Below are 12,443 nucleotides of genomic sequence, written 5' to 3' on the forward strand. Positions count from 1 at the left end.
CGCGGCCTACTGGTTGCCGTCGGGGTCCATCGCCGCCAGGGCGATGTTCAACTGCAGCACGTTGACGGTGGGCTCGCCCAGGTAGCCGAGGTCACGCTGCTGGGTGTGAGTGTCGACCAGCGTGCGGACCGAGTCGGCGCTGATCCCCCGTGCCTTGGCGACGGCATCCACTTGGAGCTGTGCGTAAGCGGGCGAGATGTGCGGGTCCAGCCCTGATCCGGAGGCGGTCAGCGCGTCGGCGGGGATCTGTGCGGCGCTGACGCCGTCGGCCTTCTCGATCGTCTGCTTGCGCTCCTGGATCGCCTTCACAAGATCGGGGTTGTTCGGGCCGAGGTTGCTGCCGCTGGATGCGCCGCCGTCGTACCCGTCACCGGCCGCGGAGGGACGGGACTGGAACCATTGCGGCAGCGGGTTCCCCTTCTTGTCGGTGAAGGACTGCCCGATCAGGCTGGATCCGACGACCGTCCCGTGCGAGCTGACCGTCGACCCGTTCGACTGGCCGGGGAGGGCGAGCTGGCCGATCCCGGTCAGCACCAGCGGGTAGGCGACGCCGAGGACGACGGTGAAGATGAGCAGCGCCCGCAGGGCCACCCAGTACTGGCGCCCGGTTCCACGTGCCGAAGCATTCATGATGAGTTCCGTTCTGGTTTCTAGAATCCGGGGATCAGGCTGATGAGCAGGTCGATCAGCTTGATGCCGATGAAGGGAGCGATGATTCCGCCGAGTCCGTAGATCAGCAGGTTGCTGCGCAGCAACAACGACGCCGAGGTGGCCCGGTAGCGGACGCCGCGCAGGGCGAGCGGGATCAGGATCACGATGATGATCGCGTTGAAGATCACCGCCGACAGGATCGCCGAGGACGACGAGTGCAGCTGCATGATGTTGATCGCCTGCAGACCGGGGAAGACGCCGACGAACATCGCCGGGATGATCGCGAAGTACTTGGCCACGTCGTTCGCGATGGAGAACGTGGTCAGGGCTCCACGGGTGATCAGCAGCTGCTTGCCGATGCTGACGATGTCGATCAGCTTGGTCGGGTCGGAGTCGAGGTCGACCATGTTGCCCGCCTCCTTGGCCGCGGAGGTACCGGTGTTCATCGCGACTCCGACATCCGCCTGGGCGAGGGCCGGGGCGTCGTTCGTGCCGTCACCGGTCATCGCGACCAGGTTGCCGCCCTCCTGCTCCTTGCGGATCAGCGCGAGCTTGTCCTCCGGGGTCGCCTCGGCGAGGAAGTCGTCGACTCCGGCCTCGGCGGCGATCGCCTTCGCGGTGACCGGGTTGTCGCCGGTGATCATCACGGTGCGGATGCCCATCCGTCGCATGTCGGCGAACCGCTCGGTGAGACCGGTCTTGACGATGTCCTTCAGGTAGATGACTCCGAGGATGGTGGCCTCTCCTGTCGCCGACCTGGTGGCGACCGCCAGCGGCGTTCCGCCAGCTTCGGAGATCTGCAGCACCTTCTCGTCGAGGTCGCTCAGGATCGAGGAGGCCACAGGCGAGGACTCCTGCGCCCAGGCGACGACCATCGATGCGGCGCCCTTGCGAACCTGCGAGCCGTCGGCGAAGTCGACACCGCTCATCCGGGTCTGCGCCGTGAACGGCACCACCTCCCCGTCGAGTGTCCCCTCGTGCACGAAGCCCTGTTGCCCGGCCAGCGCGACCACCGAGGAGCCTTCCGGGGTGGGGTCGCTCAGCGACGCCAAGGCCGCCGCCCTCACGAGTTCGGCCTGGTCGACACCCTGCCCGGCGGTGAACTCCGCTGCTTGGCGGTTGCCGTAGGTGATCGTTCCGGTCTTATCGAGCAGCAGCGTCGTCACGTCACCGGCCGCCTCGACCGCGCGCCCGGACATGGCCAGCACGTTGTGCTGGACCAGGCGGTCCATGCCGGCGATGCCGATCGCCGACAGAAGCGCGCCGATCGTGGTCGGAATCAGACAGACCAGCAGGGCAACGAGCACCGTGACACTCGGGGCGGCATTCGCGAATCCGGCCGTCGGGCCGAGCACCAGCACGACGACGACGAAGATGATCGTCAGCGCGGCCAACAGGATGTTCAGGGCGATCTCGTTCGGCGTCTTCTGCCGCGATGCGCCCTCGACCAGCTTGATCATCCGGTCGACGAAGGTCTCGCCCGGCTTGCTGGTGATCCGCACGACGATGCGGTCGGAGAGCACACGGGTGCCACCGGTCACCGCACTGCGGTCACCGCCTGACTCCCGCACCACCGGCGCTGACTCGCCCGTGATGGCGGACTCGTCGACAGAGGCGATGCCCCAGACGATGTCGCCGTCACCAGGGATCAGTTCACCCGCAGTCACGACCACGACATCTCCGAGCCGGAGGTCCGCCGAGGCGACCTGAGCGACGGTCGCGCCGGTGGCCGACGCATCCGTCTGCGGGTCGTAGTCGGGGACGCGGTTGGCGACGGTCGTCGTCCGGGTCTTCCGCAGGCTGGCGGCCTGCGCCTTACCGCGGCCCTCCGCGACCGACTCGGCGAGCGTGGCGAAGAGCACGGTGAGCCACAGCCATACGGCGATCGACCAGGTGAAGGCGATCGTCGTGACCGTTCCGCCGGACTTCTGCTGACCGAGGAACGGCTCCGCGATCGCGAGGATGGTGGTCAGCGCGGCGCCGACCTCGACGATGAACATGACCGGGTTGTGCCACATGTCCCGCGGGTCGAGTTTGCGAAAGGCCCCCGGTAGGCCCGCCCAAAGCTGGCGCCCGTTGAACGCACCTGTCGGCGCTTTGCCTCCATGAGGCCGGTGCTGACCGCGGCTGTCCGCGGTGTCGGTGAGAGTGGACATGATCAGTGAAGCCCTTCCGCCAGGGGACCCAGCGCGAGAACGGGAAAGTAGGTGAGTGCGGCGACGATGACCACGACGCCGACCACGAAGGCGACGAACAGGGGTCGATGCGTCGGAAGGGTTCCGGAGGTGGCGGGCACTTTGTCCTGTGCCGCCAACGAACCGGCGAGCGCGAGGACGAACACGATCGGCAGGAACCTGCCGAGGAACATGGTCGTGCCGAGTGCCGCGTTCAGCCACGGGGTGTTCGCCGTGAGCCCGGCGAATGCCGAACCGTTGTTGTTCGCCGCTGACGTGAACGCGTAGAGGACCTCCGAGAAGCCGTGCTGGCCGGGGTTCCAGATCGAGACCTTCTCGATGTTGTCCTTGATCGCCGGGATCGCGAAGCTGAGCCCCGTGCCCAGCAGCACCAGCGTCGGCGTCATCAAGATGTACAGGCTCGCCAGCTTGATCTCTCGCGACGCGATCTTCTTGCCGAGGTACTCCGGGGTGCGGCCGACCATCAGACCGGCCAGGAACACCGAGATGATCGCGATGATCAGGATGCCGTAGAGGCCGGCGCCGATACCGCCGGGAGCGACCTCGCCGGTCATCATGTTCAGCATGGTCATCATCCCGCCCAATGGCGTGAAGCTGTCATGCATCGAGTTGACCGCGCCGGTGGACGTCAGAGTGCTGGTCGTTCCGAAGAAGGTGGAACCGAGGATCCCGAACCGTTGCTCCTTGCCCTCGAGCGCGCCCCCTGCTGCCTGGGTGGCCGTGCCTCCGCCCTGCAGTTCGAAGAGGGTCAGCGCGACCAGGGACACGATGAAGATCGTGGACATCGCGCCCAGGATGGCGTAGCCCTGCCGGTTGTCGCCGACCATTCTGCCGAACGTGCGAGGCAGCGAGAACGGGATCAGGAGCATCAGGTAGATCTCGATCAGGGTCGTCCAGGCGGTGGGGTTCTCGAACGGATGCGCGGAGTTGACGTTGAAGAATCCGCCGCCGTTGTTGCCCAGCAGCTTGATGGTCTCCTGCGACGCCACCGGACCCCCGGGGATCGTCGCCGTTCCGCCGGTGAGCGTGCTCACACTGGTGAATCCGTTGAAGTTCTGGATAGCGCCGCCGACGATCAGGATGATCGTGAAGATCACGGCGAGCGGCAGCAGGATGCGCAGGGTGGCCCGGGTCAGGTCGACCCAGAAGTTGCCGATCGTGCCGGAGCGGTGCGCCGCGAAACCGCGTACGAGGGCGATGGCGACGGCGATTCCGACCGCGGCGGAGAGGAAGTTCTGCACCGCCAGTCCCGCTATCTGCACCGTGTAGCCGACGGTGACCTCCGGCGAGTACGACTGCCAGTTGGTGTTCGTCACGAACGAGATCGCCGTGTTGAATGACAGTCCCTCCGGCACCGCGGGCAGACCGAGCGAATAGGGAAGGATCGCCTGTGCCCGTTGCAGCGCGTACACCAGCAGCACGCCGAGGACCGAGAACGCGAGCACGCTGCGCAGATACACCGGCCAGCTCTGCGCGACGCGGGAGTCGACGCCGATGATCCGGTAGAAGCCGCGCTCGACCTTCAGGTCCTTGCGCGTGGTGAAGGTCGCGGCCATGTAATCGCCCAGCGGGCGGTACGAAAGGCCGAGAAGCAGAACGAGGGTGGCGAGGAAGGCCACGAACAGCCAGAACATTTCTAGAATCTCTCCGGCTTCAACAGGGCGTACACGAGGTAGGCGATCGACGCGACAGCCAGCGCCGCCGCCAGCAGGTTGAAGAAGATCACAGCTTCTCCACCCCTCGTCCGACCAGGGCGACGATCGCGCCGAGCGCGAGAATCCCCACAACGCAAATGAGGTCCAACACGGAACTTCTCCATCCGGGTCATCCGCCTCGCCGGCTCCGGCGAAGCGATGGGATCTGGCGCTCTGCCAGAACCACGGGGTCCATACAAGTGGACTGAAACCCGCCGAATGCCGGTCCTAACGCAATCAATACGGTGTCGACCGGAGTCCTAACGCTTTTCCTCCGGCCCGCGACGGGATGCGGCCGGTGGCGATGATGGTGCTGCGACTACCCGAGGCCGTTCCTCTGGGCACCCTCGACGTCTCCCCCGCGAGCCGAGGCGTCGGGCACCGCGTGCGTTTGACGGTCTACCCGCCGGGAATCACGGAAATCTACAACGACCTGCCGAAGGGCTCGATGCAATAGTGGACCTGGGTGTCGTGGGTGACGAACCCGGCGCTCTCGTAGACTCCGAACTCCGTGCTCGAACCGCCGGCATCGACCCTGACGCTGGCCCGTCCGTAGCCCTGCTCCTGCACCACCCGGAGCGTGTGTGCGATCAAGGCTTCGGCCACGCCGCGATCTTCGTATGCCGGCCGCGTGGCGATGACCCTGAAGTACGCGTCACGGATACCGGTCGCCGCCGTTTCCGCCTCCCACGAGACCACCAGCAGGACCCCGGCGGCGGTCCCGGTCTCGACGTCGCGGAGCAGGAAGCTCGACTCGGGCCGGAAGTTCGCGTTCACGGCCCAGACCTTCCACTCCTCGGCGCTGAGCTGCGACGAGCCGGCGTCGTGGGCGGCCTCATTGCGGACCGCGCGGAATTCCTCGTCGGTCGCGGCTGTATAGCCCTCGATCTGCAAGCCGTCGGGGACGGGGACGTCAGGAATGGCGGTGCCGAGCGGATGCCGCATGTGCCGGCTCCACTTCGTCGCCGTCATGCCTGCCGCACGGTACAGGGCGACGGCGCCGTCGACATGCTCGCCGTAGACGGATTCGACGACCAGGCGGAGCGTGGGGTGATGAAGCGTATGCAGTTCCTCGGCCGTCGCCACCCCGTGTTGCATGAGCATCGTCCCGAGCCCCTGGCGACGATGGGTGGGGCGCACGGCGCCGGCGGCATGCACCCGGTGGACGATCTCGGCTGCCGGCTTGTAGTGGACCGCCGAGAAGCCGAGCATGGTCGGCCCGTCGAACACCGCCAGAGTGGACGTCGGCAGATCGTCGACCGGCGAGTCCAGCTCCTCCGTCGCGTCCTCCACGGTGTACTGCCCCCAGACGCGGTCCTCCGTGTCGACCGCGTTCAGGAGGTCCGCCATCGCGGCGCCGTCGGACACGGCCAGCGGGCGCCACGTGAGGTTCGGCGATTCGACAGTCATGATCGCCACCTTATAGAGCGCGGACGACGATCGTTATGCCGCCCGACACCGAGCGCGCGGCGGGAAACGGTGCCTGCCACCCGCTTTGGGGGCGCTTTCGACGGCTTTCGACCGTTCAAAACGCCTCGTGTCCCCCAAAATGCCGCTACCGGGCAGGACATTCGTGCGTCAGGCTCGAAAGCATGGAGGGGCAGCATGAGCTGAGACAGGAGATGGTCGTGACGCAGCAGAAAGTCGTGCTGCGTCCGCACCCGCACCTGTTCACGCGGGGCATCATCGCGGTCCTCGCGCTCACCACACCCGTCTTCGCCGTGCTCTACTGGCTGACCATCCCGGACGGCGGATGGCCGCTGGTGCTCGGCATCCACATCGCCGTCATCGTGGCGACCACCCTCGCCGTGCTCGCGTTCTTCAGCACGGTCATCCAGCTCGGCCCCGACGGCGTGCGCGAGCGCGGGTTCTTCGGGCGCACCGTTGAGGTGCGGCCCGGCGCCGTCGGCACGGTGCAGCTGATCGACCTCTACGAGGGCAGCACGCTCGACACCCAGCCGCAGCTGTTCGTGACCGGTACAGACGGACGGGTGCTCATCCGGATGCGCGGCCAGTTCTGGGCGGTGGAGGACATGGAGCGGGTCGCCGAGGAGCTCGATGTGCCGATCACCCGGCGTGCCGAGTCCATGACGCTCACCGAGCTCCGTCGCAGTTCGCCGGAGCTGCTCTACTGGTTCGAGCGTTTTCCGCACGTCGGCCGCTGAGGCAGCCGTCGGGGCGGCGGCTGAGCGCAACCGCCGAGGGCAGGCGCTGAGCGCAGCCGTCGGGCACGACGGCACGACGGCAGAGGCGTCAGACTTCGGCGTCCGTCGCGATCGCGAGCGCCGGGCCGTCAGAGCTGCTCGACGGCAGGTCGCGGAATCCGAGTCGGTCGTAGAAGGCGCGGGCCGACCGGTTCGACGACGACATCGTGAGGTACAGGCCGGGTACGCCGCGCACGCGGAGCTCGCCGAGCATCCGGCGGATGAGGGCACGGCCGAAGCCCTGACCCTGCAGCTCCGGAAGCAGATCGATGTGCAGATGGGCGGGGTAGTCCTCGACTTCGGGAACGATCGAACCGCGCGGGTCCAGACCGATTCCGATGATCGACCGCTCGTCATCGGAGGACGCGGCGTCGAGAGGGTGATGGGCCACGAACCCCGGAAGCCAGGCCTCGTCGTACCAGTCGGCGTACGCACGGCTGTCTGCGACGCCGATGACGTATCCGGCGACGTGCTCGCCGGTGTCCACCACGAACGCGAGGTCGGGCTGGTACGCGAGGTACGGACCCGCGAAGATGTCGGGCAGCAGGTCGTCTGAGCTGTACTTTCCGGTGGCGTCACCGCCGCTGTCGCCGGTTCGGACGCAGATCTCGTAGACGTCGTCTCTGTCGCTGGCTCGGTAGGGACGGATCACGCTCACCGTGAAAGTATTGCAGTGTGACCGCCACCTCCGCCGCCACGTCGGCAGCCGCCTCGGCCGCCACGTCGGCCGGGCCGCGCAGCAAGGGGCTGCTGACCCCCGAGGATCCGGGCGCGCCCGTGCGGATCTCGCGCCTCTGGCCGGGCGACGCCGCGGCCTGCTGCGTCCGTCACTACTGGCTCCCCCGCTGGTCGTTGCCCGCGGGCGAGAGCCTCCGGCAGGAGGTGCTCGAGTACCCGACGAGCAACCTCGTGATCGAACCGGAGGAGTTGTCGCTGCATCGCGCCCGCCGCGGCCGCAGCACGCGCATCCTGGCCGGCGAGGGCTGGGCGTTCGGCGTGCTTCTGCACCCGGGCGTCGCGCGCGGACTGGCGGGCGTGAGTGTCCGCACGCTGCCGGTCTCGGTCCCCCTCAGCGCGCTGCCAGTCCCCGGTACGGGCGAGCTGGTCACCCGTGTGCGCGACCGGATGCGCGACGGGGACGACAGCGGAGCGGTCGAGGCGTTCGAGGCCTGGTTGACCGCGGCCGTACCCCCACCCGGGCCGGACGGCCTGCTCGTGGCCGAGATCGTCGACGCGGTCGAGAACGACAGGGACATCGTGCGGGTCGAGCAGCTCGCCGACCGGTTCGGGATCGGCGTGCGGCGCCTGCAACGGCTCATCGCCGGCCACATCGGGTTCAGCCCGAAATGGCTCATCCAGCGCTACCGGCTGCAGGAGGCGGCGGCCGCGCTGCGTTCGGACGACGCTCCCCCGCTCGCCGAGCTCGCGTCGGCGCTCGGCTACGCCGATCAGGCCCACTTCGGCCGCGAGTTCAAGGCCGTCGTCGGGCAGACCCCCGGCGCGTACCAGTCGGGTGCTGCATGACGGACGACCTCACCGCGCTGACGGCTCCCCGGCTGCGTCAGTGGGCGCTCACCCCGGATGGTCCCGCCTTCGCGACACCGAGCAGCGTGCTGCAGCCCGTGCTGTTCCGCTCCCGCCCGGCGTTCCTCAAGATCGCGACCGTGGAGGAAGAAGCGGTCGGAGGGCGCGTCATGGTGTGGTGGGACGGGCGCGGTGCCGCGCCCGTCCTGGCCCACGACGGCGACGCGCTGGTGCTGGAGCGTGCGGTCGGCGACGGCGACCTGGCCCGGATGGCGCAGGACGGATCCGCCGGCGACGACGACGCGACGCGCATCCTGTGCCGCACCGCGCGGCGGCTGCACGCCGTCGACGATCGGCCGCTCCCCGACGGACTCGTGGGTCTGCCGGAATGGTTCCGCGAGCTGTTCGCGCATGCGCTCGAGCATCCGGATGCCCACGGCGGGTTCTACGCGCTGGCGGCCGCCACGGCCCGTGAGCTCCTGGCGGCGCCTACCGGAGAGGTCGTGCTGCACGTCGATGTGCACCACGGGAACGTGCTCGACTTCGGATCCGACGGCTGGCTCGCGATCGACCCGAAGCAGGTGTTCGGCGACCCCGGCTTCGACTTCGCCAACATCCTGTGCAACCCCACCGCCGCTGTGGCACTGGCGCCGGGTCGCCTGGAGCGGCAGGTCGCCGTGATCGCCGAGGAGGCCGGGATCGACCGGGCGCGCATGCTCCGCTGGACGCTGGCCTGGGCGGGCCTGTCGTCGTGCTGGATGGAACGGTCGGACGAGGATCCCGGTCACACGCTGCAGGTCGGACTGCGCGCACGCGACCTGCTCTGAGCGGGAGCGCGGGACGCTCAGCGCCGGCGACGGGTGCCGAAGATCCCCTCGACGACGCCGGTGAGGATCGACGCCGTCGCCTTGGAGCCGAGCACCTGTTCGAGGAGGTTCGGCTGCTGCTTCGCGGTCGTGCGTCGGCCGCCGCTGGACGGACCGGTGGCCTTGATGAGCCGGTCGTACTCGGCGTCGGCGGCCTTCTGCGCCTTCGCCTGAGCGGCCGCCGCCTTCTCGGCGGCATTCTGCGCATCGACGGCCGCTTTCGCCTGCGCCATCACGCGCTCCTGCTCTTCTGCGGCCGCGGCAGCTGCATCCAGCTTGCGGGTGAGCATCTCGCGCGCGGAGTCTCGGTCGATCGCCGTGCCGTACGTCGCGAACAACGGTGACGCGGCGACGGTCGCGTCGATCTGCGTCTCGGGCGTCGGCGACATCGACCCCTGCGGAGCGCGCAGGCGCGTCCACGCGACCGGGGTCGGCGCACCCTTCTCGTTCATCACGGTGACGATGGCCTCACCCGTGCCGAGCGACTGCAGCACCTCCGCCAGGTCGTAGCCCGACTTCGGATAGGTCGACACCGTCGCACGCAGCGCCTTCGCGTCGTCGGGCGTGAACGCCCGCAGCTGATGCTGCACGCGGGAGCCGAGCTGGGCGAGCACATCCGACGGCACGTCCTTGGGCGTCTGCGTCACGAAGAAGATGCCGACCCCCTTCGACCGGATGAGGCGGACCGTCTGCGTGATCGAGGCGAGGAAGTCTTTCGACGCGTCCTTGAACAGCAGGTGGGCCTCGTCGAAGAAGAAGACGAGCTTGGGCTTGTCGAGGTCGCCGACCTCGGGCAGGTCGTTGAAGAGGTCGGCGAGCAGCCACATGAGGAACGTGGAGAACAGGGCGGGTCTGTCCTGCACCCCCGGCACCTCGAGCAGGCTGACGATGCCGCTGCCGTCCGGGGCGAGTTTCAGGAACTCGGCCGTGTCGATCTCGGGCTCGCCGAAGAACGCGTCGGCGCCCTGGTCGGCGAACGCGATGAGCTCGCGCAGGATGACGCCGACGGTCGCGCTCGACAGACCGCCGAGCCCGGCGAGTTCGGCCTTGTCGTCGGCGCTGTTCAAGAAGGTGAGCACGGCGCGGAGGTCGCTCAGATCGAGCAGCGGGAGCCCAGCGCTGTCGGCGTAGTGGAAGACGAGCCCGAGGCTCGACTCCTGGGTGTCGTTGAGTCCGAGAACCTTCGAGAGCAGCAGCGGCCCGAAGCCCGCGACGGTGGCGCGGATCGGCACGCCCTTGCCGATGCCGCCGAGCGAGAAGTACTCGGTCACGGTCGCGTGCGGCGCCCAGTCCTGGCCGATGCCGGCGGTGCGCTCGAGCAGCTTGTCGTTCGGCTCGCCTGGGCTGGCGATGCCGGAGAGGTCCCCCTTGATGTCCGCGGCGAACACCGGCACGCCGTTCGCGGCGAGCTGCTCGGCGAGCACCTGCAGCGTCTTCGTCTTGCCGGTGCCGGTCGCGCCGGCGACGAGGCCGTGGCGGTTGGTCATCGCCAACGGGATGCGCACCGGGACGTCGGGCTGCGGGTCGCCGTTGAGCAGGGCGCCCATCTCGAGCGCGGCTCCGGTGAAGGCGTAGCCGTCGCGGATGGCGGTGACGGCGGCCGCGTCGAGCGGTCCGGCGGTCGGGGCGGGTGTCGCCGGGGCTGCAGGCGCTGCCGCGGCGGGCGCAGCCACGTCAGCCGGCGCAGCCGCGGCCGGGGCCGTAGCCGGTGCCGCAGCCGCGGTAGCTGCCGCAGCCGCCACGGCGGCCTGCGCGGCGTCGGCCTGCGCCTGGGCCGCGGCGGCCGCATCCTGGGCCTTCTTCAGCGCTTCGGCGGCCTCGGCCTGCAGTCTCGCGGCGTTCTCGACGGCGGCTTGCGCATCCGCTTGGGCTTTCGCAAGGGCATCCGCGTCGTCGCTCATGCGCTCACTCTAGTGAGCGCCCCGCTCGCGTCGAAAGGTGCGGAATGTCGCTCATTCACCCCGAATGAACGACATATCGCACCGCTCGCGAGTAGGGGTGGGGGGAGGGCGAAGGCCCTCAGCCCTCGCGCAGACCCCAGGGCTGGCCGTAACCGCCGTCCGCCTCCGGACGCGCCATCAGCTCGAGGTACGGTGCCGCCTCGAACGCCTCCGGACCGAGCACGCCGGTGCCCGACCACACGCCGGTCGCCAGCAGCTCGAGCGCGATGACCGGGTTCAGCGCCGTCTGCCAGACGACGCACTGACTCTCGTACTCGCGCATCGTCCAGTCGTTGTCGCTCACGTGGTACAGGTAGACCTCGCGCGGAGACCCGTCGACGCCGGTGCCGGTCACCCACACGCCGGCGCAGGTCTTGCCCGACATCAGGGGGCCGATCGTCGCGGGGTCGGGCAGCGCCGCCGCGACCACGTCGCGCGGTGCGACCTCGACCGGTCCGTTCGCGCTGCGTACGCGCAGCGGCGTCGTCGAATCGAGTCCGAGGCGGTGCAGGGTGCGAAGGATCCCGATGAACTCCTCGCCCAGGCCGTACTTGAACGTGACCCGTTCGGCGTCGATCCAGCGCGGCATCAGGAGCACTTCCTCGTGCTCGACGTTGACGCACTCGACGGGGCCGATCCCCTCCGGGAAGTCGAATACCTCCGGCTCGCTGAACGGCGGGGTCGTGTACCAGCCGGCCTCCTTCTCGAAGATGACCGGCGGGTTGAGGCACTCCTCGATGGTGGTCCAGATGCTGAACGAGGGTGCGAAGATCTCGTTGCCGTCGGAGTCGCGCACCACGAGGTTGGCGCCGTCGCGTGTGCCGAGTTCGTCGATCTGGGAGAACAGCTCGTCGGCGGCGTAGCGCGCGAACACATCGCTGAGGCCGGGCTCGACGCCCATGCCGACGAGGGCGAGCCGCCCGGCGGACTCCCAGTCGCCCCGGAGCGCGAACTGGTCGTCGCCCAGCTTCACGCCGGTCTTGGCGTACGGATCGGTGGGATGCGGCTCCGAGAGGCTCATCGCCATGTCGAGGTAGTCGGCTCCCGCGGCGAGCGCGCCGGCGAAGATGGTGGGCACGAACTTCGGCTCGACGGCGTTCATCACGTGCGTGGCACGGTGCTCACGGGCGACGGCCGCGACGGCATCCGGATCGGAGGCGTCGATCGAGGCCGCGGTGAACCGCGCTGCGACGTCGTCGCCGTGCTTGGCAGCGATCCAGGCGATGGTCCGCTCCGCCCGGCTGACGTCGTAGTCGGTGACGATGATGGTCTCGTAGAACGAGCGCCGCGCCGCGATCTTGGCGATGGCGTCGCCGACTCCGCCGGCGCCGACGAGCAGGATTCTCATGCGGGACACGCTATACGCCCC

At 68.8% G+C, this 12,443-nt stretch carries 11 protein-coding genes; 3 read left to right on the forward strand and 8 right to left on the reverse strand.

All coding sequences use genetic code 11. From position 1 onward, the window contains the following. Window positions 1-6: 6 nt before the first annotated feature. The 5 genes from kdpC to AC1DB1_RS00595 all read right to left on the reverse strand — a co-directional run bounded on the left by kdpC (window position 7) and on the right by AC1DB1_RS00595 (window position 5,950). On the reverse strand, window positions 7-630 hold the full coding sequence (gene kdpC, locus AC1DB1_RS00575) for a K(+)-transporting ATPase subunit C (protein WP_477199400.1): 624 nt from the start codon (window positions 628-630) through the stop codon (window positions 7-9). Window positions 631-650: 20 nt separating this feature from the next. After that, entirely contained in the window at window positions 651-2,807 is a 2,157-nt protein-coding gene (gene kdpB, locus AC1DB1_RS00580; RefSeq protein WP_477199401.1) for a potassium-transporting ATPase subunit KdpB, read from the reverse strand. Between the two features lie 2 nt (window positions 2,808-2,809). Next, window positions 2,810-4,480, reverse strand: a complete 1,671-nt coding sequence (gene kdpA, locus AC1DB1_RS00585) for a potassium-transporting ATPase subunit KdpA (protein ID WP_477199402.1) — start codon at window positions 4,478-4,480, stop codon at window positions 2,810-2,812. Window positions 4,481-4,482: 2 nt separating this feature from the next. Then, window positions 4,483-4,572 carry a K(+)-transporting ATPase subunit F gene (gene kdpF / locus AC1DB1_RS00590; RefSeq protein ID WP_064110145.1) on the reverse strand — a complete coding sequence of 30 codons (90 nt, stop codon included), beginning with the start codon at window positions 4,570-4,572 and terminating at the stop codon, window positions 4,483-4,485. Between the two features lie 391 nt (window positions 4,573-4,963). Further along, window positions 4,964-5,950 carry a GNAT family N-acetyltransferase gene (locus AC1DB1_RS00595; RefSeq protein ID WP_477199403.1) on the reverse strand — a complete coding sequence of 329 codons (987 nt, stop codon included), beginning with the start codon at window positions 5,948-5,950 and terminating at the stop codon, window positions 4,964-4,966. Window positions 5,951-6,162: 212 nt separating this feature from the next. On the opposite strand from AC1DB1_RS00595, the gene AC1DB1_RS00600 reads away from it, so the two are divergent. Next, complete coding sequence (locus tag AC1DB1_RS00600) at window positions 6,163-6,705, forward strand: hypothetical protein (RefSeq protein WP_477200062.1); 543 nt, start codon at window positions 6,163-6,165, stop codon at window positions 6,703-6,705. 88 nt (window positions 6,706-6,793) lie between these two features. Here AC1DB1_RS00600 and AC1DB1_RS00605 read toward each other — a convergent pair whose 3' ends face one another. Then, a complete protein-coding gene (locus AC1DB1_RS00605; RefSeq protein WP_271177253.1) occupies window positions 6,794-7,402 on the reverse strand; it encodes a GNAT family N-acetyltransferase in 609 nt (202 codons plus the stop codon). A gap of 17 nt (window positions 7,403-7,419) precedes the next feature. On the opposite strand from AC1DB1_RS00605, the gene AC1DB1_RS00610 reads away from it, so the two are divergent. Continuing rightward, window positions 7,420-8,268 carry an AraC family transcriptional regulator gene (locus tag AC1DB1_RS00610; RefSeq protein WP_477199404.1) on the forward strand — a complete coding sequence of 283 codons (849 nt, stop codon included), beginning with the start codon at window positions 7,420-7,422 and terminating at the stop codon, window positions 8,266-8,268. After that, window positions 8,265-9,095 carry an aminoglycoside phosphotransferase family protein gene (locus AC1DB1_RS00615; protein ID WP_477199405.1) on the forward strand — a complete coding sequence of 277 codons (831 nt, stop codon included), beginning with the start codon at window positions 8,265-8,267 and terminating at the stop codon, window positions 9,093-9,095. The genes AC1DB1_RS00610 and AC1DB1_RS00615 overlap by 4 nt, the downstream gene beginning before the upstream one ends. A gap of 17 nt (window positions 9,096-9,112) precedes the next feature. Here AC1DB1_RS00615 and AC1DB1_RS00620 read toward each other — a convergent pair whose 3' ends face one another. After that, window positions 9,113-11,035 carry a helicase HerA-like domain-containing protein gene (locus AC1DB1_RS00620; protein WP_477199406.1) on the reverse strand — a complete coding sequence of 641 codons (1,923 nt, stop codon included), beginning with the start codon at window positions 11,033-11,035 and terminating at the stop codon, window positions 9,113-9,115. Window positions 11,036-11,153: 118 nt separating this feature from the next. Next, window positions 11,154-12,422: a saccharopine dehydrogenase family protein gene (locus AC1DB1_RS00625; RefSeq protein ID WP_271177257.1), complete on the reverse strand. Its 1,269-nt coding sequence runs from the start codon at window positions 12,420-12,422 to the stop codon at window positions 11,154-11,156. Window positions 12,423-12,443 lie beyond the last annotated feature (21 nt).

The sequence above is a fragment of the Leifsonia sp. 10N434 genome (genome assembly GCF_056394405.1).

Coding starts and splice junctions, on each gene's coding strand:
- AC1DB1_RS00620 (WP_477199406.1), bottom strand. CDS start 11,035: ATGAGCGACGACGCGGATGCCCTTGCGAAAGCCCAAGCGGATGCGCAA.
- AC1DB1_RS00600 (WP_477200062.1), top strand. CDS start 6,163: ATGGTCGTGACGCAGCAGAAAGTCGTGCTGCGTCCGCACCCGCACCTG.
- kdpB (WP_477199401.1), bottom strand. CDS start 2,807: ATGTCCACTCTCACCGACACCGCGGACAGCCGCGGTCAGCACCGGCCT.
- AC1DB1_RS00595 (WP_477199403.1), bottom strand. CDS start 5,950: ATGACTGTCGAATCGCCGAACCTCACGTGGCGCCCGCTGGCCGTGTCC.
- AC1DB1_RS00615 (WP_477199405.1), top strand. CDS start 8,265: ATGACGGACGACCTCACCGCGCTGACGGCTCCCCGGCTGCGTCAGTGG.
- AC1DB1_RS00625 (WP_271177257.1), bottom strand. CDS start 12,422: ATGAGAATCCTGCTCGTCGGCGCCGGCGGAGTCGGCGACGCCATCGCC.
- kdpA (WP_477199402.1), bottom strand. CDS start 4,480: ATGTTCTGGCTGTTCGTGGCCTTCCTCGCCACCCTCGTTCTGCTTCTC.
- kdpC (WP_477199400.1), bottom strand. CDS start 630: ATGAATGCTTCGGCACGTGGAACCGGGCGCCAGTACTGGGTGGCCCTG.